This is a genomic window from Raoultella sp. T31 (assembly GCF_002806725.1).
Taxonomy (GTDB): domain Bacteria; phylum Pseudomonadota; class Gammaproteobacteria; order Enterobacterales; family Enterobacteriaceae; genus Klebsiella; species Klebsiella electrica.
Genome location: NZ_PIBO01000002.1, coordinates 88692 through 110595, shown reverse-complemented (window position 1 = coordinate 110595; position 21904 = coordinate 88692). Strand labels below are relative to the sequence as shown.

Genomic DNA, 21904 nt, shown 5'->3' with positions numbered 1-21904 from the left:
AACGGATGATTCTTTTTGTGACTCCGCATCGCGGGGCGTTTGAGATTTTATTATGCTAATCAAATTATTAACTAAAGTTTTCGGTAGTCGTAACGATCGTACTTTGCGCCGCATGCGCAAAACCGTTGGCCTCATCAATGCCATGGAACCGGAGATGGAAAAGCTCTCGGATGACGAGCTGAAAGGCAAGACCGCCGAGTTTCGTGCTCGTCTGGAAAAGGGCGAAAGCCTGGAAAGCCTGATCCCGGAAGCCTTTGCCGTGGTACGTGAAGCCAGTAAACGCGTATTTGGTATGCGCCACTTCGACGTCCAGCTGCTGGGCGGCATGGTGCTTAACCAGCGTTGCATCGCGGAAATGCGTACCGGTGAAGGTAAAACGTTGACCGCAACGCTGCCTGCGTACCTGAATGCGTTGTCCGGTAAAGGCGTTCACGTGGTCACCGTCAACGACTATCTGGCGCAGCGTGATGCTGAAAACAACCGTCCGCTGTTTGAGTTCCTCGGTATGACCGTCGGGATCAACATGTCCGGTTTACCGGCGCCTGCCAAACGTGAAGCGTATGGCGCGGATATTACCTACGGTACCAACAACGAATACGGCTTTGACTACCTGCGCGACAATATGGCGTTCAGCCCGGAAGAGCGCGTTCAGCGTAAACTGCACTATGCGCTGGTCGATGAGGTGGACTCCATCCTGATCGATGAAGCGCGTACTCCGCTGATCATTTCCGGTCCGGCGGAAGACAGCTCGGAAATGTACAAGCGCGTTAACAAGATAATCCCGCACCTGGTTCGTCAGGATAAAGAAGATTCCGACACCTTTACCGGTGAAGGCCACTTCTCCGTTGATGAAAAGGCGCGCCAGGTTAACCTGACCGAACGTGGTCTGGTGCTGATCGAAGAGCTGCTGGTGCAGGAAGGGATCATGGACGAAGGCGAATCGCTGTATTCGCCGTCGAATATTATGCTGATGCACCACGTGACGGCGGCGCTGCGCGCGCACGTGCTGTTCACCCGCGACGTTGACTATATCGTCAAAGATGGCGAAGTGATTATCGTCGATGAGCATACTGGTCGTACGATGCAAGGGCGTCGCTGGTCTGATGGTCTCCACCAGGCGGTTGAAGCGAAAGAAGGCGTGGATATCCAGAATGAAAACCAGACGCTGGCCTCCATCACCTTCCAGAACTATTTCCGTCTGTATGAGAAACTGGCGGGGATGACCGGTACGGCAGATACCGAAGCCTTTGAATTTAGCTCTATCTACAAGCTGGATACCGTCGTGGTACCAACTAACCGCCCGATGATCCGTAAAGATATGGCGGATCTGGTCTATATGACCGAAGCGGAAAAAATTCAGGCGATCATCGAAGATATTAAAGAGCGCACCGCCGCAGGTCAGCCGGTTCTGGTTGGTACCATTTCGATTGAAAAATCAGAAGTGGTTTCCCATGAGCTGGCCAAAGCCGGTATCAAGCACAACGTGCTGAACGCGAAGTTCCACGCCAGCGAAGCGGATATCGTTGCCCAGGCGGGTTACCCGTCAGCGGTAACCATCGCCACCAACATGGCCGGTCGTGGTACGGATATTATGCTCGGCGGGAGCTGGCAGGCCGAAGTCACCGCGCTGGAAGATCCGACGCCAGAGCAAATCGCGCAAATTAAAGCCGACTGGCAGGTGCGTCACGATGCCGTTCTGGCGGCAGGCGGCCTGCATATTATCGGTACCGAGCGTCATGAATCCCGTCGTATCGATAACCAGCTGCGCGGTCGTTCCGGTCGTCAGGGGGATGCCGGTTCTTCCCGCTTCTACCTGTCGATGGAAGATGCCCTGATGCGTATCTTTGCCTCCGACCGTGTCTCCGGCATGATGCGTAAACTGGGGATGAAGCCAGGCGAAGCGATTGAGCACCCGTGGGTCACCAAGGCCATCGCTAACGCACAGCGTAAAGTCGAAAGCCGCAACTTTGATATTCGTAAGCAGCTGCTGGAATATGATGATGTTGCTAACGATCAGCGTCGGGCAATCTACAGTCAGCGTAACGAATTGCTGGACGTTTCTGATGTCAGCGAAACCATCAACAGCATCCGTGAAGATGTGTTCAAAGCGACCATCGATGCCCATATCCCGCCGCAGTCTCTGGAAGAGATGTGGGATGTTGAAGGTCTGCAGGAACGTCTGAAAAATGACTTCGACCTTGAGCTGCCGCTGAAAGAATGGCTGGATAAAGAGCCGGAGCTGCATGAAGAGACGCTGCGTGAGCGTATTCTGCAGAGCGCGATTGAGACCTATCAGCGTAAAGAAGAAGTTGTGGGCGCCGAAATGATGCGTCATTTCGAGAAAGGCGTCATGCTGCAGACTCTGGACTCCCTGTGGAAAGAGCACCTCGCGGCGATGGACTACCTGCGTCAGGGCATTCATCTGCGCGGCTATGCGCAGAAAGATCCGAAGCAGGAGTACAAGCGTGAGTCCTTCTCCATGTTTGCCGCGATGCTGGAATCACTGAAGTATGAAGTGATCAGCACCCTGAGCAAGGTTCAGGTCCGCATGCCGGAAGAAGTTGAGGCAATGGAGCAGCAGCGCCGTGAGGAAGCTGAACGTCTGGCACAGATGCAACAGCTTAGCCATCAGGATGACGACACTGCCGCCGCGGCTGCGCTGGCTGAGGAGACCGGCGAGCGTAAAGTGGGTCGTAACGATCCTTGCCCGTGTGGTTCCGGTAAAAAATATAAGCAGTGCCACGGCCGTCTGAGCTAAGCTCAGAGCATGAAAAATGAAGGCGCAGATATCTGCGCCTTTTTTATGGAATAATCACGATGAAACAACTGCAAATCTCCGTGGGTATTATCCGCAATCCGCAAGGGGAGATCTTTATCACCCAGCGGGCCGCCGATGTCCATATGGCCAATAAACTTGAGTTTCCCGGCGGTAAAATTGAAGCCGGAGAATCTGCGGAGCAGGCGCTGGTGCGTGAACTGCAGGAAGAGGTGGGGATTACGGTACGCTCATCCCGTCTGTTTGATACGCTGGAGTATCAGTTCCCGGACCGCCACATTACCCTGTGGTTCTGGCTGGTGGAAGAGTGGTCCGGCGAGCCGTGGGGGAAAGAAGGGCAGCCGGGTCAGTGGATTGCGCAACGAGCGTTAGATTCTGAGGCGTTTCCGCCGGCCAATGAACCCATTATTACGAAACTCGTACAGGCGGCTTCCTGAATCAGCGTTCCCCGGACAATGCGCGATGTCGCCTTGTCCGGGAACCGGTCACGGTTGTTGTTCCTCGCTCCAGCCATCGCTATCGGACAGATCGCTTGCGCTGGGAATACGTTTTTCTTCTGCAGCCCATTCACCCAGATCTATCAGCTGACAGCGTTTAGAGCAAAAGGGGCGAAACAGGCTCTGTGCGTTCCAGACCACGGATTTACCGCAGGTGGGGCAATTGACGATCGTCTCTTCTGACATTTTTTCTCCTTAACAACAAGCCAGTTCGAAATCAAAACGCTCAGGTACCACCCCGAACTCGCTGTCCAGCGGCATGAAGCGGATAGCAAAACGACTCTTATGGCCGGAGATTTGTGGGTAGAGCTGGCTGGCAATGTCCAGTCGCAGACGAAGCAGGTCAGCATCTTCGCCATTGTCCTGATAAAAGCCGTTGAGGCTGGTCTGCTTACGGAAAGGGGCGGCATTACGAATCAGATCGAGGATAAGCACCAGAGATTGAGTCAGCGGCTCAAGGCTGGCTATCCAGACTCCGACCTGTTCATCGCGGTATGCCTGCGGCATGTGCAGCCAGATATGCAGCGTCGGCAAATCAAAACTGCAGCAGCCGCCGGGAATGCTCAGACGCTGGCGTACCAGCGCAATCAAACGATCTTCGCGCAGGAACTGGCCGATGCGCGGCGCGGACATCAGCGTGCTGCCGCACTGCTTGAGCTGCTGGCGTAATACGTCAATGCGCTCCCGATCGACGCCGGGAATATCTGCCCATGACTGCAGTTTACGCTGCTGGCGTTCCAGCTCTTTCAGCAGGTCCGTCCTGACCTCTCCACGTTCCAGTACATCTAAAAGATCGCCCGCGTTGCGGAAAAAATGGAGTGCATCGGCGTAGCTGGCGATTGTCGGATGAACGGACAATTGCTGAGTCAAAAATTCAATACGCAGCCAGGTGCGCATTTTCTCGTTGAGTGGATGTTCAAACAGAACGGGGGTGTGCATTACGATTTTTCCTGTGAGGCTGCCTGCGATGCCAGCATTAGATACTTTTCGTGCAGGCGGGTAACATCCGATGCGATGGCATCCGGAGGGCCCATGTTTTCAATGATATCATCCGCAACGGCAAGGCGCTGTTCGCGCGTCGCCTGGGCGGCAAGAATATGTTCTGCATGTTCACGGCTGACCCGATCGCGAAGCACCGTACGCGCGATCTGCGTCTCTTTTGGAACATCAACGACCAGTACGCGATCGGCATTCGCGGCCAGCCGGTTTTCGACCAGTAAGGGGACGACCCAGAGAAGATAAGGGGAGCTCGCGGCCAGCATCTGCCGGCGTGTTTCCTGCTGAATGAGCGGATGCAGTAGCGCGTTAAGCCAGGCTTTATCCTCGGGGTGAGCAAAGATTTTTTCACGCAGAGCGCGGCGGTTCAGCGTGCCGTCATCGTTGAGCATCTGCGAGCCAAAGTGAGTGGCGATGGCCTGAAGCGCGGTGGTGCCGGGTTCTACAACCTGGCGGGCGATAATGTCAGCGTCAATAACGTTAATCCCGAGGTGGGAAAATGCATCGGCCACGGTACTCTTGCCACTGCCAATGCCGCCTGTTAACGCTACCGTATACCTCATACGCTCCGATCCTGAACTGACCATATACACATTACTCTTCACAGGCGCCCGTTTTGCTGAGCACCACGACCGGGTGAACGCTATCCCATCAAGGTGACTGCCGGCCAGTAAACGGCCATCACAATATATACTGGATTGTTTTGTATATAAATCAAATGGTTAAAAATGATGCGCTGGACGTCGATTATCATCAGCGCGCCATCTACTGTTCACCAGGTAAATTTATACGATTGTAGCGTAAAAAAAGTGAAAATCGCAGTCTTGCGCGGCCATGATTCGTGCGTATGATAACGTCACTGGAGTTGTGCTCTCACAATAATGCCATTAACCCCAGGAATTCGTTCATGCGTATCGAAGAAGATCTGAAGCTTGGTTTTAAAGACGTTCTTATCCGCCCAAAACGCTCTACTCTCAAAAGCCGTTCTGATGTTCAGCTGGAACGTGAATTCACTTTTAAACATTCTGGCCTGTCCTGGTCTGGCGTGCCGATCATTGCCGCTAACATGGATACTGTCGGGACGTTTGACATGGCGAAAGCGCTGGCCTCTTTCGGTATTCTGACCGCGGTTCACAAGCACTATACCGTTGAACAATGGCAGGGGTTTGTCCAGTCGGTGTCTGCAGATGTGCTGAAATACGTCATGGTGTCCACCGGGACCTCGGATGTTGATTTCGAAAAAACCCAGCAGATCCTTTCTCACAATCCGCAGCTTAGCTTCGTCTGCATCGATGTGGCGAATGGTTATTCTGAACATTTTGTTCAGTTCGTCGCTAAAGCGCGCGCAGCCTGGCCGCAGAAAACCATTATTGCCGGTAACGTCGTGACGGGCGAAATGTGCGAAGAGCTGATTCTGTCCGGCGCTGATATTGTGAAAGTGGGGATCGGTCCGGGCTCCGTATGTACTACTCGCGTGAAGACCGGCGTCGGTTATCCGCAGCTGTCTGCCGTTATCGAGTGTGCCGATGCAGCGCATGGCCTGGGTGGCCAGATCGTCAGCGACGGCGGTTGCACGATGCCTGGTGATGTGGCGAAAGCCTTCGGCGGCGGCGCAGATTTTGTCATGCTGGGGGGAATGCTGGCCGGCCATGAAGAGAGCGGCGGTACCGTCGTTGAAGAAAACGGCGAGAAATTCATGCTGTTCTACGGCATGAGCTCCGAATCCGCCATGACGCGCCACGTTGGCGGCGTTGCGCAGTATCGCGCCGCGGAAGGCAAAACCGTGAAGTTGCCTCTGCGTGGACCGGTGGAGAATACGGCTCGCGATATCCTCGGCGGCCTGCGTTCTGCCTGTACCTATGTGGGCGCTTCTCGCCTGAAAGAGCTGACCAAGCGTACGACCTTTATTCGCGTGCAGGAACAAGAGAATCGCGTGTTCAACAGCCTGTAATGCCTGATGCTGGCGCGTTGCGCGCCAGCGCTTATCCCCCCATTCCGCTAATGGCGTCACCCAGATGAAAGATGGGTAAATACATCGCCACCACCAGCACGCCGACAATCGTTCCGGTGACCAACAGCAGGGCTGGCTCCAGTAACGTTGCCAGGTTTTCTGCCTGATTATGCGTCTGCTCGCTATGATGACGGGCGAGATTTTCCAGCATCGTATCCAGCGATCCGGATGCTTCACCGGTACGGATGAGCTGCAGGCATAGCGTGGTAAAACCACCGCTTCGCTCAAGCGCCTGCCAGATGGGCGCTCCGTGGCTAATGTGCCGATGTACCTGCTGGATCCGCTGGCGCCATAGCGGGCAGTTCAGCGTTTCCTCGACGCTTTCCAGACCTTGCAGAAAGCTAATACCTGCACTTTGGGTGAGTGCGAGTACGGTAAAGATCTGGCTAAGCCGCTGTCCGCGTATCAGTTTCCCCACGACCGGAAGCGTGTGCAGCATTTTTTGCCGCCGTAGCAGCCACGGCGGACGGCGGGCGGCTATCAGGTTAAGGAGCGCGGGCAGCATAATCGGCAGAATCAGCATTGGCCAGCCATGGCTAAGGCTTTCGCTGGCGTGAATAATCAGGCGCGTCAGCAGCGGTAGCGGTGTGTTGAAGGTTTGGTAAATCGCCGCAAATTCCGGCAGGACGAAGCACAGCATCGCCACCACCACCGCCAGAGCGAGGCTCAGAATCACGACCGGGTAGCGCACCGCTTTCTTCACTTTATCCGCCAGCTGCTGCTGTTCCTGCTGCTGACGCGCCAGCTGAAGACAACAAAAATCCAGTTTACCGGTGAGTTCGCCGGTACGGATCATCGCCAGACAGAGCGGGGCAAAGGCCTGAGGCCACTTTTCCAGCGCGGCAGAAAGCGAGACGCCTTGCGCCAGATCCTGAGCCAATGCGCGCAATAACGCCTGCCATTGCGCGCTCGGCTGCTGCTGCGCCAGTAGTTCGAGCCCTTCCGCTAAAGAAAGCCCGGCCTGAAGGAGCACGGCCAGCTGGCGAACAACCTGACTGCCATAGCGCGGATGCCAGAGCGTGTTTTTGATCGCACAGCGGCGAATGGCCAGTGGCATAATGCGTTCATGCTGAAGCGCCTGGAATACTTCCAGTCGACCAGGGTTCCACTGTGTCCCCTGACAAATCCGGCCCTGCATATCCACGCCTTGCCAGCGCCAGAGACGGTTAGCGGTCATGAGGGATCCCCAGTACGCGGATGATTTCTTCAAGGTTAGTCAGCCCCTGCTCGACCGCCAGACAGCCACTTTCAAACAGCGTCATCATGCCCGCTTCGCGTGCCAGAGATTCGATTTCCAGCGCGCTCAGGCCGCGGGCAATCGCTTGACGTAGCGGGGCATTCACCGGCAATAGCTCAAATAATGCCTGGCGACCATAGTAGCCGTGATAGCAGTGCTGGCAACCTACGGCCTGCCAGCGCGGGAGGGGCCGGGGCCACAAACGGCGCGGTATATCCGTCGCTTTTCCGGTTTCACGACGGCAGTGTACGCACAGTTTACGCACCAGGCGTTGAGCGATGACCAGCGACAGCGCAGAAGAGAGCATCCAGCCGGCAACCCCCATTTGCTGTAGGCGGGTGAGAGTTTCACTGGTGGAGTTGGTGTGCAGTGTCGAGAGGACCAGATGTCCGGTTTGCGCCGCTTTAATCGCAATCTCTGCGGTTTCCGCATCGCGAATTTCCCCGACCATGACGATGTCAGGATCCTGGCGTAACAGCGCGCGCAGAACGTTTTGAAAAGTCAGCCCGGCACGGGGGTTGATTTGTGTCTGGTTCAGGCCGGCTATCGGCATCTCCAGCGGATCTTCCACGCTACAAATATTGACCGCATCGTGGTTCCTGGTTTGCAGCGCGCTATATAGCGTAACGGTTTTACCACTACCGGTTGGGCCGGTAACCAGCAGCAGTCCCTGCGGCTGGTCGAGGGCCGAGCGCAGCGCGATAAGCTGGTCTGACGAAAGCCCCAGCGCCCCCAGATCCAGCGCCTGATCGACCTGATGCAGTAAACGCAGCACGATTTTCTCCCCGTGGCGACAGGGAAGGGTGGCAATACGGAAAGAGACCGGGCGACCGGCAAGGGGCAGGGTGAACTGACCATCCTGCGGCAGCCGATGCTCAGCGATGTCCAGGTTGCCGAGCACTTTAAGTCGTGCGGCAATCGGGGCTGAGCGTTCAGCGGGAAGGGGCGACAGCGCATGGAGTACGCCATCGACCCGCAGGCGAATGCGCAGGTGATTTTCTGCGGGTTCAAAATGAATATCGGAGGCCCGCTGGCGTAGCGCTTGCTCAAGGATCTGCTGAACCTGCCCGATAACATCGGCCGCGGTATCGCTGTGAGCCGGGAGCGGGGCGTGGGCCGCTCCCTGCTGCCGCTGATGCATCTGCTCCTGGCTCCAGCATTCGATATCGATCCGTTTCTGAGTGGCGAAACGCAGCGCCTCCATCAGTTCAGGCGCCGGAGCGTCGACAACTGCGATGGCGATGGTTTGCTCATCGCTGTTCAACAGCAGCGCCTGATAGCGCTGGCAAAGGGAGATTAACCGATCGGTTTTCATCGCGGCGGCCTCAGTTTATGCGGAACACATCTTCACAGGCCTGCTGGAGTGCGCTGTTGCTGGCTATGCTGCAGACGCGCTGCCAGCCGGTGATACCGTTGGCGTTGTCCCAGGACGGCGTCATGGCGACGCTCAGCCCGTTCAGGCTTTCTTGTCCGTTAAGCGTGACAACACCTTGCGCGACGCTCATTGTGGCGACATAGCGCGTGGTCGCTGAAGAAGGGATCCCGTTGGCGCCGGCGTCGCAGCTTGCCAGCCCTCCGTGTTCGAGCGCGCACAGTTCAATGGCCGTACGGTACGGGACAAAGGTTTGCAGCATGTCGGTCAGGGCCGCTTTGCGCAGGTAGTTCTGATAAGCCGGAATGCCGATAGCGCTCAGAATGGCGATAATGCCGATGACCACCATCAGCTCGATCAGGGTAAATCCGCGTTGTCTGTCCATATATGCTCCTTGTGATTAAGGATGCACTGTGACGCGCTTGAGGCGCAGCGGCGAATGGCAAATGATGAGGCGGGAAACGATCTTCCAGATTTTCTGCTGTTCTTGCAGGTGTGAGCGTCAGCGATGCTCGCTGTCTCGCAAAAGAGCGCCCCGGCGCGTTGTCGATCCGGGGCGGGGCGATTAACGAAAACGCATGGAGAGATCCAGGGCGTGTACGTGCTTGGTCAGCGCGCCGACGGAGATGTAGTCAACGCCGGTTTCGGCAAATTCGCGGATGGTTTTAAAGGTGACGTTGCCGGACACTTCCAGCGCCGCCTTGCCGTCGGTCCGCTTCACCGCTTCGCGCATCAACTCGGTGGTGAAATTATCGAGCATAATGATATCCGCGCCGGCTTTAAGCGCTTCATCCAGTTCATCAAGCGATTCCACTTCCACTTCCACCGGAACGTCCGGGTGCAGCCAGAAAGCTTTTTCCACCGCCTGACGCACTGAGCCGGAGGCAATAATATGGTTTTCTTTAATCAGGAAGGCGTCGAATAAACCCAGGCGGTGGTTGGCGCCGCCGCCGCACAGTACGGCATATTTCAGGGCGGTGCGCAGGCCAGGCAGCGTTTTACGCGTATCGAGCAGCTGGGTTTTGGTTCCTGCCAGGAGCGCCACATAGCGATGTACTTCGCTGGCGACCCCGGACAGGGTCTGCACGAAATTCAGCGCGGTGCGCTCACCGGTCAGCAGCAGCCGGGAAGGGCCCTCCAGCTCAAACAGCGGCTGGTCCGCTTTGATGAGATCGCCATCTTTGACGTGCCAGGTGATGCTGACATCGTCGCCAGCCAGTTGAATGAAGACCTCTTCCACCCAGCGTTTACCGCAAAATACGCCCTCTTCGCGCGTAATAATGACCGCATGCGAGCGCGCGTCTTCCGGCAATAATTGGGCGCTAATATCGTTGTTGGCATTGACCTCGCCACCCAGATCTTCCCGCAGGGATTGGGCGACGGCATCGGTGATATCCAGGTTAATGCGTTCCAGCAGCGCGTCACGGCGGCGGTCGGGATTGTAGCGACGAAGCGACATGATAAAGCTCCAGATAGATAAGATTCAGCAGTGGGAAACATGCTAACCTGAACAGCGTTTCTACACCATACAGACTTCGCCCTTCAGGGCGCCTGTGTATCGGCTATGTCTCTGCTTTTTAGCGATGATTTATGGGTCGCCGGGCCGCAGGCCGAACGATTTTGTGTATGATAATCAGCATCCTTTGGGCCACGGGCGGCCCGGGAGCATGAGTTAGCGAAAGGAGATTCCGCATGCAGTTGAATGGGGGATGGCTGGTGGATGCGCGTCGGGTTCCTTCGCCGCACCATGATTGCCGCCCGGATGATGAAGCCCCTTCCTTACTGGTGGTGCATAATATTAGTCTGCCGCCGGGGGAATTTGGCGGCCCGTGGATCGATGCTTTATTCACCGGAACGCTTGATCCCAACGCTCATCCTTTCTTTGCGGAAATCGCGCATCTGCGCGTTTCAGCGCATTGTCTGATTCGCCGCGATGGCGAAATTGTGCAGTATGTTCCTTTTGATAAGCGAGCGTGGCACGCGGGCGTCTCCAGCTATCACGGACGTGAACGCTGCAATGACTTCTCTATCGGCATTGAGCTGGAAGGAACCGACACGCTGGCCTATACCGATGCCCAGTACCAGCAGCTGGTGGCCGTAACGCGGCAGCTGATCGCGTTGTACCCGGCCATCGCCAACCATATGACTGGCCACAGCGATATTGCGCCAGTGCGAAAAACGGATCCCGGTCCGGCTTTTGACTGGGCAAAATTCCGCGGCCTGCTGGCCGCTTCGTCAGAAAAGGAGATGCCATGACGTTGTTTACTACGCTGCTGGTTCTCATCGCCGAGCGGCTGTTTAAGTTGGGTGAGCACTGGCAGCTCGATCACCGTCTGGAAGTGCTGTTTCGCCGGGTAAAACACTTTTCACTCCCTGCGACGCTGCTGATGACGGCGCTGGCAATGGCGGTGGTCTATCTTATTCAGCGCGTGCTGCACGGGGTGCTGTTTAACGTCCCGCTGCTGGTGTTCTGGATCTTGCTCGGTCTGCTGTGTATTGGCGCGGGCAGGGTACGGCTGCACTATCATGCGTACCTGAAAGCGGCATCGCGCAACGATCGTCATGCCTGCGATGCGATGGCCAGCGAGCTGACGCTGATTCACGGCGTGCCGCCCGGCTGTGACGATCGCGAGTTTCTGAGCGAATTGCAAAATGCGCTGCTGTGGATTAACTACCGCTACTATCTGGCTCCGCTGTTCTGGTTTGTGGTTGGCGGGTCATGGGGACCCATTACGTTGATCGGTTACTGTGTGCTGCGCGCCTGGCAGACGTGGCTGGCGCGTTATCAAACGCCGCGCCATCGCTTACAGTCGGGGATTGATGCCATTCTGCACGTGGTGGACTGGCTGCCGGTGCGTCTGGTCGGCGTGGTGTATGCGCTGGTCGGGCACGGTGAAAAAGCGCTGCCGGCCTGGTTTGCTTCGTTGGGCGATCGCCACTCGTCGCAGTACCAGGTTCTGACCCGACTGGCGCAGTTTTCGCTGGCGCGCGAACCGCATGTGGATAAGGTCGAGACGCCTAAAGCGGCGGTCTCAATGGCCAAAAAAACATCGCTGGTGGTGGTCGTTATCATGGCGCTACTCACCATTTACGGTACCCTGGTTTAAGCCCCGCCCGCTGTCGGGCAGGGGGAATCAAGAGGTATCGTCGGACGGGATGCCGGAGTCAGGCATCCCGTTTTCTTGCCTGCGAACCCGTTTGAACCGCATGTGGCGATGAGATAGTACCGCAGATCCCCCCCCTCAATCCCGGTATCGTTCCGGGCACGATAGACCCATACCTCTTCCCCTACCGGCGTTTGCGTAAACCGCTGTGGCCGGGACCCTACTGACGGTTCTCATCGCCGGTGTGAAATAAATACGGGCTCTGCTGATTTAGACCCGTTCCGGGGTGAACGGAATCAGCAATAAAGGCGTCGCCGTATCAGAATGACGAAATGGCTAAAACTACCGGGAAGGGGAGGGAAGGGATGGGAAGGCGTGAACCCGATAACAATGTGCTGTGCCCGCCATCACGGGACGGGCACAGCGTGTAGAGAGGGATTATTGCGCTTTTAGCGCGCCGGCGCTTTTCTGTTTAAACAGATAGCCGATGCCGAGAACCGCAATCCAGACCGGGATCAGGTACACGGAAATCGCCATGCCCGGCGTCATCAGCATAATCACCAGTACCGCCACCATGAACAGCAGGCAGACCCAGTTGCCGACCGGGTAGAACAGCGCCGGGAAACGCGAAACCACGCCCTGCTGCTGTTTTGCGCGACGGAACTTCATATGCGCGAGGCTAATCATCGCCCAGTTAATCACCAGCGCGGAGACCACCAGCGCCATCAGCAGGCCAAACGCCGACTCCGGTGCAAAGTAGTTAATCAGGACGCACAGCGCGGTGACCACGGCGGAGACCATAATGGTGTTGACCGGCACGCCGCGCTTATCGACGCTCATCAGCGCTTTCGGGGCGTTCCCCTGCTGGGCCAGACCGAACAACATGCGGCTGTTGCAGTAGACGCAGCTGTTATACACGGACAGTGCAGCGGTCAGCACCACCACGTTCAGGGCGTTGGCCACAAAGGTATCACCCAGCTCGTGGAAGATCAGCACGAACGGGCTGGTATCCGCGGTAACGCGCGTCCACGGCAGCAGTGAAAGCAGGACGGCGAGCGAGCCTACATAGAAAATCAGGATACGGTAGATAACCTGGTTGGTGGCTTTCGGGATGCTCTGTTCCGGGTTATCCGCTTCAGCGGCAGTGATCCCGACCAGCTCCAGACCGCCAAACGAGAACATGATAATCGCCATCATCATCACCAGTCCGGTGAAGCCATGCGGCAGGAATCCCCCCTGGTCCCACAGGTTGCGAACGGTTGCCTGTGGGCCGCCGTTGCCGCTGAACAGCAGCCAGCCGCCAAAGAGAATCATCGCCACAACGGCCACCACTTTGATAATGGCGAACCAGAACTCCATTTCACCAAACACTTTCACGTTGCTCAGGTTGATGGCATTGATGGCAATAAAGAACACCGCAGCGGACACCCAGGTTGGGATCTCGGGCCACCAGAACTGAATATATTTCCCGACGGCGGTCAGCTCGGCCATGGCCACCAGAACGTACAGTACCCAGTAGTTCCAACCGGAAGCAAAACCGGCAAAACCGCCCCAGTATTTATACGCAAAATGACTGAATGAACCAGCCACCGGCTCTTCTACGACCATCTCACCCAGCTGACGCATGATCAGGAAGGCGATAAAACCGGCGATCGCATAGCCCAGAATAATCCCGGGGCCGGCGGACTGGATAACGGATGCACTGCCCAGGAACAGGCCGGTGCCGATAGCGCCGCCCAGAGCAATAAGCTGAATATGGCGGTTTTTCAGGCCGCGCTTGAGCCGATCGCCATGCTGTTGACCTTCCATCATGAAACCTCGTGTGTGGTTATTATGTTTATACGCGTCGTCCTTCAGGCTACTGCTTCGTTGTCTGTCCCTGCCAGATAGCATAGCTATCTAAATTCAGGGGCGTTTTGGTCAGCTCTGCCCTGATTGATTCAGCTTACATATTGTTGTGTGGTGTCATTGCGAAATTCCGTTTTCGTATTGATTTCTTTACGCAAGGCGAAACATAAAAATACCAAAAGGCCTTTCGTCTCATCGAGAATAGTGATAAGCGCGAGTGAATGCACCTGCTTTATGAAGGGGTGATGACGAAGCGAGCAAAAAGAAACCATTTGTAAATAATGCTCTGAAGAGGGGGTAGTAATTCCTTTTGATTAACTAATCATATTTTGTGAATTAAAAATCGAATTTGTCGCAGTTGAATCGGTTCAGATGGTTTAGTTTTTCGTTTCATAAACGTTAACGCTACCTCTTATGTGGTAAACACATCATTTGTGTGAAGTTACAATTCTGAAATGTTATTTCTGTAAGGTTGTTAAAATGTGCGTGGTTTCCTGATTTCAATCAAAACCTGTATGGACAGAAGGTGAATACTTTGTTACTTTAGCGCTACGAACTGCGAATTGGTAAGACCAATTGACTACGGGCTAATGGCAGAGACAGGGAATATGGCCTACAGCAAAATCCGCCAACCAAAACTATCTGATGTGATAGAGCAGCAGCTTGAGTTTTTAATCCTTGAGGGGACCTTACGCCCCGGTGAAAAACTCCCGCCTGAACGCGAACTGGCCAAACAGTTCGACGTTTCCCGTCCCTCGCTGCGTGAGGCGATTCAACGCCTCGAAGCCAAGGGCCTGTTGCTCCGTCGCCAGGGCGGTGGAACTTTTGTGCAAAGCAGCCTGTGGCAGAGCTTCAGCGATCCGCTGGTCGAGCTACTGTCCGATCACCCTGAATCCCAATTTGATCTGCTGGAAACCCGTCACGCGCTGGAAGGCATCGCGGCTTATTACGCGGCGCTGCGCAGCAATGATGCTGACCGCGAACGTATTCGCGAGCTGCATCAGGCTATCGAACGGGCCCAGCAGTCCGGCGACCTTGACGCCGAATCTGACGCCGTCGTCCAGTATCAAATTGCCGTCACCGAAGCGGCGCACAATGTCGTGCTGCTCCATCTGCTACGCTGCATGGAGCCGATGCTCGCGCAAAACGTTCGTCAGAACTTCGAATTGTTGTACGCCCGTCGGGAGATGCTCCCGCAGGTCAGCAATCATCGTACTCGTATTTTCGAGGCGATAATCGCCGGAGAGCCGGAGCAGGCGCGCGAAGCGTCGCATCGACACCTGGCGTTCATTGAGGAAATTTTGCTGGATCGTAGCCGTGAGGAGAGTCGTCGAGAACGCTCACTGCGTCGTTTACAGCAACGGAAAGATGAGAACTCCGGTTCTTAAGCGCCATTTTTAGAGCGCGGCAACTAAACGCAGAACCTGTCTTATTGTGCTTTTGGTTGTTCAAATAGTTCGGGTTATATCGCGGCGGCAAGCGCGTGAATCCCCGGGAGCATAGCTAACTATGTGACCGGGGGGAGGAAGCGCAGCCAACAAAGAGATAACCTGAAATATGAAGAACAAAGAGTGCAATGGGACAGGTTCCAGATTAATCAACGATTAGATAGATAAGGAATACCCCCCATGTCAGAACGTTTACCAAATGACGTGGATCCGATCGAAACTCGCGACTGGCTACAGGCGATCGAATCGGTCATCCGTGAAGAAGGTGTTGAGCGTGCTCAGTATCTGATTGACCAACTCCTTTCTGAAGCCCGCAAAGGCGGGGTGAAGGTTGCTGCTGGCACATCTACAGGCAGTTACGTCAACACTATTGCCGTTGAAGACGAACCGGAATATCCGGGGAATCTGGATCTGGAACGTCGAATTCGTTCTGCGATTCGTTGGAACGCCATCATGACCGTTCTGCGCGCATCGAAAAAAGATCTGGAGTTGGGCGGCCACATGGCTTCTTTCCAGTCCTCCGCAACGTTCTATGAAGTGTGCTTTAACCACTTCTTCCGTGCGCGCAACGAGCAGGATGGCGGCGACCTGGTTTACTTCCAGGGCCACATTTCCCCGGGCGTATACGCACGTGCGTTCCTGGAAGGTCGTCTGACTGAAGAGCAGATGAACAACTTCCGTCAGGAAGTTCACGGTAACGGTCTGTCCTCTTACCCGCACCCGAAACTGATGCCGGAATTCTGGCAGTTCCCGACCGTTTCCATGGGTCTGGGCCCAATCGGTGCTATCTACCAGGCTAAGTTCCTCAAGTATCTGGAACACCGTGGTCTGAAAGACACCTCTAAACAAACCGTTTACGCCTTCCTGGGCGACGGCGAGATGGACGAGCCGGAATCTAAAGGCGCTATCACCATCGCGACCCGTGAAAAACTGGATAACCTGGTCTTCGTCATCAACTGCAACCTGCAGCGTCTGGACGGCCCGGTCACCGGTAACGGCAAAATCATTAACGAGCTGGAAGGTATCTTCGCCGGTGCTGGCTGGAACGTTATCAAGGTTATCTGGGGCGGTCGTTGGGATGAGCTGCTGCGTAAAGACACCAGCGGCAAGCTGATTCAGCTGATGAACGAAACCGTTGACGGCGACTACCAGACTTTCAAATCCAAAGATGGCGCGTACGTCCGCGAGCACTTCTTCGGTAAATATCCGGAAACCGCCGCGCTGGTCGCTGACTGGACTGACGAGCAGATCTGGGCGCTGAACCGCGGTGGCCACGATCCGAAGAAAGTCTTTGCGGCACTGAAAAAAGCGCAGGGCACCAAAGGTAAAGCGACCGTTATCCTGGCACATACCATTAAAGGGTATGGCATGGGCGATACCGCTGAAGGTAAAAACATCGCTCACCAGGTGAAGAAAATGAACATGGACGGCGTGCGTCATATCCGCGACCGCTTCAATGTTCCGGTAACCGATGAGCAGGTTGAAAACCTGTCTTACCTGACCTTCCCGGAAGGTTCCGAAGAGTACACCTATCTGCACGCCCAGCGTGAAAAACTGCACGGCTATCTGCCGAGCCGCCAGCCGCACTTCGATGAGAAGCTGGAGCTGCCGACCCTCGAAGATTTCGCTCCGCTGCTGGAAGAGCAGAACAAAGAAATCTCTACCACTATCGCGTTCGTTCGTGCCCTGAACGTGATGCTGAAGAACAAGTCCATCAAAGACCGCCTCGTGCCGATCATCGCCGATGAAGCGCGTACCTTTGGTATGGAAGGCCTGTTCCGTCAGATTGGTATTTACAGCCCGAACGGCCAGCAGTACACCCCGCAGGACCGTGAGCAGGTTGCTTACTACAAAGAAGACGAAAAAGGTCAGATCCTGCAGGAAGGGATCAACGAACTGGGTGCCGGCGCATCCTGGCTGGCTGCTGCGACCTCTTACAGCACCAACAACCTGCCGATGATCCCGTTCTACATCTACTACTCCATGTTCGGGTTCCAGCGTATCGGCGACCTGTGCTGGCAGGCTGGCGACCAACAGGCTCGCGGCTTCCTGGTCGGCGGGACTTCCGGTCGTACCACGCTGAACGGCGAAGGTCTGCAGCACGAAGATGGTCACAGCCATATTCAGTCTCTGACTATTCCGAACTGTATCTCTTACGATCCGTCTTACGCGTACGAAGTTGCGGTCATCATGCACGATGGTCTGGAGCGTATGTACGGTGAGAAACAAGAGAACGTTTACTACTACATCACCACGCTGAACGAAAACTACCACATGCCGGCCATGCCAGCAGGTGCCGAGGAAGGTATCCGTAAAGGTATCTATAAACTCGAAACCGTTGCAGGTAGCAAAGGTAAAGTTCAGCTGCTGGGCTCCGGTTCTATCCTGCGTCACGTTCGTGAAGCAGCGCAGATCCTGGCGAACGACTACGGCGTGGGCTCTGACGTGTACTCCGTCACCTCCTTCACCGAACTGGCCCGTGACGGTCAGGACTGTGAGCGCTGGAACATGCTGCACCCGCTGGAAACTCCGCGCGTTCCGTACATCGCTCAGGTGATGAACGACGCTCCGGCTGTAGCATCAACCGACTATATGAAACTGTTCGCCGAGCAGGTCCGTACTTATGTACCGGCTGACGACTACCGCGTGCTGGGTACTGATGGCTTCGGTCGTTCCGACAGCCGTGAAAACCTGCGTCACCACTTCGAAGTCGATGCTTCTTATGTGGTGGTAGCAGCACTGGGCGAACTGGCTAAACGTGGCGAAATCGATAAGAAAGTGGTGGCGGATGCCATCATCAAATTCAACATCGATGCAGAAAAAGTTAACCCGCGTCTGGCGTAAGAGGTAAAAGAATAATGGCTATCGAAATCAAAGTACCGGACATCGGGGCTGATGAAGTTGAAATCACCGAGATCCTGGTCAAAGTGGGCGACAAGGTTGAAGCTGAACAGTCGCTGATCACCGTAGAAGGCGACAAAGCCTCTATGGAAGTGCCGTCTCCTCAGGCAGGCATCGTTAAAGAGATCAAAGTCTCTGTTGGCGATAAAACCGAGACCGGCAAACTGATCATGATTTTCGATTCCGCCGACGGTGCAGCAGCTGCTGCACCTGCCAAGGCAGAAGAGAAGAAAGAAGCCGCTCCGGCAGCAGCACCTGCTGCAGCGGCGGCAAAAGACGTTCACGTACCGGACATCGGCGGCGACGAAGTTGAAGTCACCGAGATCATGGTCAAAGTGGGCGACACCGTTGCCGCTGAACAGTCCCTGATCACCGTAGAAGGCGATAAAGCTTCTATGGAAGTTCCGGCGCCGTTCGCGGGCACCGTGAAAGAGATCAAAATCAACACCGGCGACAAAGTTTCTACCGGGTCGCTGATCATGGTCTTCGAAGTGGCGGGCGCAGCACCAGCTGCGGCTCCGGCCCAGGCAGCCGCTCCGGCCGCCGCCGCGGCACCAGCCGCTGCTGCTGGCGCGAAAGACGTTCATGTTCCGGACATCGGTGGTGACGAAGTCGAAGTCACCGAAGTGATGGTGAAAGTGGGCGATAAAGTTGCCGCTGAACAGTCACTGATCACCGTTGAAGGCGACAAGGCTTCCATGGAAGTCCCGGCGCCGTTCGCGGGTACGGTAAAAGAAATCAAAATCAGCACCGGCGATAAAGTCTCTACCGGTTCTCTGATTATGGTCTTCGAAGTGGAAGGCGCTGCGCCTGCCGCCGCTCCGGCTCAGGCTGCTGCACCGGCACCTGCTGCTGCACCGGCGGAGAAGGCTAAACCGGCTGCTGCTCCTGCGGCGAAAGCGGAAGGCAAATCTGAGTTCACTGAAAACGACGCTTACGTTCATGCGACGCCGCTGATTCGTCGTCTGGCGCGCGAATTCGGCGTCAACCTGGCGAAAGTGAAAGGTTCCGGTCGTAAAGGCCGCATCCTGCGCGAAGACGTTCAGGCTTACGTGAAAGAGGCGGTGAAACGCGCCGAAGCAGCGCCTGCCGCTGCCGCCGGTGGTGGTCTGCCGGGCATGCTGCCGTGGCCGAAAGTGGACTTCAGCAAGTTTGGTGAAGTGGAAGAAGTTGAGCTGGGCCGTATCCAGAAAATCTCTGGTGCGAACCTGAGCCGTAACTGGGTGATGATCCCGCACGTTACGCACTTCGATAAAACCGATATCACCGATCTGGAAGCCTTCCGTAAGCAGCAGAATGCTGAAGCTGAGAAGCGCAAACTGGACGTGAAATTCACCCCGGTGGTCTTCATCATGAAAGCCGTTGCCGCTGCGCTTGAGCAGATGCCGCGCTTCAACAGCTCGCTGTCCGAAGATGCACAGCGTCTGACGCTGAAGAAATACATCAACATCGGTGTGGCGGTTGATACGCCGAATGGTCTGGTTGTTCCGGTCTTTAAAGATGTGAACAAGAAGAGCATTACCGAGCTGTCTCGCGAACTGACGGTTATCTCTAAGAAAGCGCGTGATGGTAAGCTGACGGCTGGCGAAATGCAGGGCGGTTGCTTCACCATCTCCAGCATCGGCGGCCTGGGGACAACCCACTTCGCGCCGATTGTCAACGCGCCGGAAGTGGCCATCCTCGGGGTGTCTAAATCCGCGATGGAACCGGTGTGGAATGGTAAAGAGTTTGTACCGCGTCTGATGATGCCTATCTCTCTGTCCTTCGACCACCGCGTGATCGATGGTGCTGATGGTGCGCGCTTTATCACCATCATCAACAACATGCTGAGCGATATTCGCCGCCTGGTGATGTAAGCGAAAAGCCGGCCTGACGGCCGGCTTTTTTCTGGTAATCTTGTTTTCGTTTCGGGGTTATCAGCAACAAAGGACAAAATCGTTTGCCGTTTGTTGTTTCAAAATTGTTAACAATTTTGTAAAATGCAGGCGGATAGAACGTCCCGGTGGACATGGGCGTAATTTACACAAAATAATTCGAGTTGCGTCAAGGCGGCAAGGGAGTGAATCCCTGGAGCGTACAAGCGGTACGTGACCGGGGTGAGCGAGCGCAGCCAACGCAGAGGCGGCTTGAAGGATGAAGTGTATAACAATAGCGTCAGACCCGCCGGATACAAACTACAGAGGTCATGATGAGTACTGAAATTAAAACTCAGGTCGTGGTACTTGGGGCAGGTCCTGCAGGCTATTCTGCTGCCTTCCGTTGCGCTGATTTAGGTCTGGAGACCGTCATCGTAGAACGTTACAGCACCCTCGGCGGTGTTTGCCTGAACGTCGGCTGTATCCCTTCTAAAGCGCTGCTGCACGTTGCTAAAGTTATCGAAGAAGCGAAAGCGCTGGCCGAGCACGGCATCGTTTTCGGCGAACCGAAAACCGACATTGACAAGATCCGCACCTGGAAAGAAAAAGTCATCACTCAGCTGACCGGTGGTCTGGCTGGCATGGCCAAAGGTCGTAAAGTGAAGGTGGTTAACGGCCTGGGTAAATTCACCGGCGCTAACACCCTGGAAGTGGAAGGCGAAAACGGTAAAACCGTGATTAACTTCGACAATGCGATCATCGCGGCGGGTTCCCGTCCGATTCAGCTGCCGTTCATTCCGCACGAAGATCCGCGCGTATGGGATTCCACCGATGCGCTGGAGCTGAAATCCGTACCGAAGCGTATGCTGGTTATGGGTGGCGGTATCATCGGTCTGGAAATGGGTACCGTGTACCATGCGCTGGGTTCAGAGATCGATGTGGTTGAGATGTTCGACCAGGTTATCCCGGCTGCCGACAAAGACGTGGTGAAAGTCTTCACCAAACGCATCAGCAAGAAATTCAACCTGATGCTGGAAACCAAAGTGACTGCCGTTGAAGCAAAAGAAGACGGTATCTATGTTTCCATGGAAGGCAAAAAAGCCCCGGCGGAAGCACAGCGTTATGACGCGGTGCTGGTCGCTATCGGTCGCGTTCCGAACGGTAAAAACCTCGACGCAGGCAAAGCCGGCGTTGAAGTTGACGAGCGCGGCTTTATCCGCGTTGACAAGCAGCTGCGTACCAACGTGCCGCACATCTTTGCTATCGGCGATATCGTCGGTCAGCCGATGCTCGCGCACAAAGGCGTTCACGAAGGTCACGTTGCCGCCGAAGTTATCTCCGGTCTGAAGCACTACTTCGACCCGAAAGTGATCCCGTCCATCGCCTACACCGAGCCAGAAGTTGCCTGGGTTGGTCTGACCGAGAAAGAAGCGAAAGAGAAAGGCATCAGCTACGAAACTGCCACCTTCCCGTGGGCAGCCTCTGGCCGTGCGATCGCTTCTGATTGCGCAGACGGTATGACCAAACTGATCTTCGACAAAGAGAGCCACCGTGTTATCGGCGGCGCGATTGTCGGCACCAACGGCGGCGAGCTGCTGGGTGAAATCGGTCTGGCTATCGAAATGGGTTGTGACGCAGAAGACATCGCGCTGACCATCCACGCCCACCCGACTCTGCACGAGTCCGTTGGCCTGGCGGCAGAAGTCTTCGAAGGTAGCATCACCGATCTGCCGAACCCGAAAGCGAAGAAAAAGTAAGTTTTTCTTTCCGGCAAAATGCAAAAGCGGCTCTGAGAGCCGCTTTTTTTATGCTCGATGTTCAGAACTGTGTCTGCGTTAATAAATCGCCACACCTTATA

At 55.5% G+C, this 21904-nt stretch carries 17 protein-coding genes; 9 read left to right on the top strand and 8 right to left on the bottom strand.

What is annotated here, in order from left to right:
• Positions 1-52 precede the first annotated feature (52 nt).
• Complete coding sequence (secA, locus tag CWM52_RS02010) at positions 53-2758, top strand: preprotein translocase subunit SecA (RefSeq protein ID WP_100682557.1); 2706 nt, start codon at positions 53-55, stop codon at positions 2756-2758.
• A gap of 59 nt (positions 2759-2817) precedes the next feature.
• On the top strand, positions 2818-3213 hold the full coding sequence (gene mutT, locus CWM52_RS02005; protein WP_100682556.1) for an 8-oxo-dGTP diphosphatase MutT: 396 nt from the start codon (positions 2818-2820) through the stop codon (positions 3211-3213).
• A 48-nt stretch (positions 3214-3261) separates the two neighbouring features.
• On the opposite strand, the gene yacG is transcribed toward mutT, so the two are convergent.
• The 3 genes from yacG to coaE are packed head-to-tail and all read right to left on the bottom strand — an operon-like array spanning position 3262 to position 4832.
• On the bottom strand, positions 3262-3459 hold the full coding sequence (gene yacG / locus CWM52_RS02000; RefSeq protein ID WP_100682555.1) for a DNA gyrase inhibitor YacG: 198 nt from the start codon (positions 3457-3459) through the stop codon (positions 3262-3264).
• 9 nt (positions 3460-3468) lie between these two features.
• Positions 3469-4212, bottom strand: a complete 744-nt coding sequence (zapD, locus tag CWM52_RS01995; RefSeq protein ID WP_100682554.1) for a cell division protein ZapD — start codon at positions 4210-4212, stop codon at positions 3469-3471.
• Complete coding sequence (gene coaE, locus CWM52_RS01990) at positions 4212-4832, bottom strand: dephospho-CoA kinase (RefSeq protein WP_100682553.1); 621 nt, start codon at positions 4830-4832, stop codon at positions 4212-4214. Before coaE ends, zapD begins: the two co-directional genes overlap by 1 nt.
• A 344-nt stretch (positions 4833-5176) precedes the next feature.
• On the opposite strand from coaE, the gene CWM52_RS01985 reads away from it, so the two are divergent.
• Complete coding sequence (locus tag CWM52_RS01985) at positions 5177-6220, top strand: GMP reductase (RefSeq protein WP_100682552.1); 1044 nt, start codon at positions 5177-5179, stop codon at positions 6218-6220.
• Positions 6221-6251: 31 nt separating this feature from the next.
• Here the strand turns inward: CWM52_RS01985 and hofC are convergent, their stop codons facing one another.
• From hofC to nadC, 4 genes are all read right to left on the bottom strand, one after another.
• Positions 6252-7457, bottom strand: a complete 1206-nt coding sequence (gene hofC / locus CWM52_RS01980) for a protein transport protein HofC (RefSeq protein WP_100682551.1) — start codon at positions 7455-7457, stop codon at positions 6252-6254.
• On the bottom strand, positions 7447-8832 hold the full coding sequence (gene gspE / locus CWM52_RS01975; protein WP_100682550.1) for a type II secretion system protein GspE: 1386 nt from the start codon (positions 8830-8832) through the stop codon (positions 7447-7449). Before gspE ends, hofC begins: the two co-directional genes overlap by 11 nt.
• Positions 8833-8842: 10 nt before the next feature.
• Positions 8843-9274 (bottom strand): prepilin peptidase-dependent pilin, encoded by a 432-nt coding sequence (ppdD, locus tag CWM52_RS01970; protein WP_100682549.1) that lies wholly within the window; start codon positions 9272-9274, stop codon positions 8843-8845.
• A 180-nt stretch (positions 9275-9454) separates the two neighbouring features.
• Positions 9455-10348, bottom strand: a complete 894-nt coding sequence (nadC, locus tag CWM52_RS01965; protein WP_100682548.1) for a carboxylating nicotinate-nucleotide diphosphorylase — start codon at positions 10346-10348, stop codon at positions 9455-9457.
• A gap of 233 nt (positions 10349-10581) precedes the next feature.
• Between nadC and ampD the strand changes: the two genes are divergently transcribed.
• The gene (ampD, locus tag CWM52_RS01960) at positions 10582-11145 is read left to right on the top strand and encodes a 1,6-anhydro-N-acetylmuramyl-L-alanine amidase AmpD (protein WP_100682547.1); all 564 of its coding nucleotides are present in this window, start codon (positions 10582-10584) and stop codon (positions 11143-11145) included.
• Complete coding sequence (ampE, locus tag CWM52_RS01955; protein WP_100682546.1) at positions 11142-11996, top strand: beta-lactamase regulator AmpE; 855 nt, start codon at positions 11142-11144, stop codon at positions 11994-11996. Before ampD ends, ampE begins: the two co-directional genes overlap by 4 nt.
• Before the next feature lie 435 nt (positions 11997-12431).
• On the opposite strand, the gene aroP is transcribed toward ampE, so the two are convergent.
• Entirely contained in the window at positions 12432-13805 is a 1374-nt protein-coding gene (gene aroP / locus CWM52_RS01950; RefSeq protein ID WP_160702312.1) for an aromatic amino acid transporter AroP, read from the bottom strand.
• A 644-nt stretch (positions 13806-14449) separates the two neighbouring features.
• Between aroP and pdhR the strand changes: the two genes are divergently transcribed.
• From pdhR to lpdA, 4 genes are all read left to right on the top strand, one after another.
• On the top strand, positions 14450-15229 hold the full coding sequence (gene pdhR, locus CWM52_RS01940) for a pyruvate dehydrogenase complex transcriptional repressor PdhR (protein ID WP_004857919.1): 780 nt from the start codon (positions 14450-14452) through the stop codon (positions 15227-15229).
• A 240-nt stretch (positions 15230-15469) separates the two neighbouring features.
• Entirely contained in the window at positions 15470-18133 is a 2664-nt protein-coding gene (gene aceE / locus CWM52_RS01935) for a pyruvate dehydrogenase (acetyl-transferring), homodimeric type (protein ID WP_100682543.1), read from the top strand.
• Positions 18134-18147: 14 nt separating this feature from the next.
• Positions 18148-20046: a pyruvate dehydrogenase complex dihydrolipoyllysine-residue acetyltransferase gene (gene aceF / locus CWM52_RS01930; RefSeq protein ID WP_100682542.1), complete on the top strand. Its 1899-nt coding sequence runs from the start codon at positions 18148-18150 to the stop codon at positions 20044-20046.
• 332 nt (positions 20047-20378) lie between these two features.
• Positions 20379-21803: a dihydrolipoyl dehydrogenase gene (lpdA, locus tag CWM52_RS01920; RefSeq protein ID WP_100682540.1), complete on the top strand. Its 1425-nt coding sequence runs from the start codon at positions 20379-20381 to the stop codon at positions 21801-21803.
• The last annotated feature ends 101 nt before the right edge of the window (positions 21804-21904 follow it).

Bases quoted from the DNA above. Each gene is read 5' to 3' on its own strand.
- secA (WP_100682557.1), top strand. From the start codon at position 53: ATGCTAATCAAATTATTAACTAAAGTTTTCGGTAGTCGTAACGATCGT.
- mutT (WP_100682556.1), top strand. From the start codon at position 2,818: ATGAAACAACTGCAAATCTCCGTGGGTATTATCCGCAATCCGCAAGGG.
- yacG (WP_100682555.1), bottom strand. From the start codon at position 3,459: ATGTCAGAAGAGACGATCGTCAATTGCCCCACCTGCGGTAAATCCGTG.
- zapD (WP_100682554.1), bottom strand. From the start codon at position 4,212: ATGCACACCCCCGTTCTGTTTGAACATCCACTCAACGAGAAAATGCGC.
- coaE (WP_100682553.1), bottom strand. From the start codon at position 4,832: ATGAGGTATACGGTAGCGTTAACAGGCGGCATTGGCAGTGGCAAGAGT.
- CWM52_RS01985 (WP_100682552.1), top strand. From the start codon at position 5,177: ATGCGTATCGAAGAAGATCTGAAGCTTGGTTTTAAAGACGTTCTTATC.
- hofC (WP_100682551.1), bottom strand. From the start codon at position 7,457: ATGACCGCTAACCGTCTCTGGCGCTGGCAAGGCGTGGATATGCAGGGC.
- gspE (WP_100682550.1), bottom strand. From the start codon at position 8,832: ATGAAAACCGATCGGTTAATCTCCCTTTGCCAGCGCTATCAGGCGCTG.
- ppdD (WP_100682549.1), bottom strand. From the start codon at position 9,274: ATGGACAGACAACGCGGATTTACCCTGATCGAGCTGATGGTGGTCATC.
- nadC (WP_100682548.1), bottom strand. From the start codon at position 10,348: ATGTCGCTTCGTCGCTACAATCCCGACCGCCGCCGTGACGCGCTGCTG.
- ampD (WP_100682547.1), top strand. From the start codon at position 10,582: ATGCAGTTGAATGGGGGATGGCTGGTGGATGCGCGTCGGGTTCCTTCG.
- ampE (WP_100682546.1), top strand. From the start codon at position 11,142: ATGACGTTGTTTACTACGCTGCTGGTTCTCATCGCCGAGCGGCTGTTT.
- aroP (WP_160702312.1), bottom strand. From the start codon at position 13,805: ATGATGGAAGGTCAACAGCATGGCGATCGGCTCAAGCGCGGCCTGAAA.
- pdhR (WP_004857919.1), top strand. From the start codon at position 14,450: ATGGCCTACAGCAAAATCCGCCAACCAAAACTATCTGATGTGATAGAG.
- aceE (WP_100682543.1), top strand. From the start codon at position 15,470: ATGTCAGAACGTTTACCAAATGACGTGGATCCGATCGAAACTCGCGAC.
- aceF (WP_100682542.1), top strand. From the start codon at position 18,148: ATGGCTATCGAAATCAAAGTACCGGACATCGGGGCTGATGAAGTTGAA.
- lpdA (WP_100682540.1), top strand. From the start codon at position 20,379: ATGAGTACTGAAATTAAAACTCAGGTCGTGGTACTTGGGGCAGGTCCT.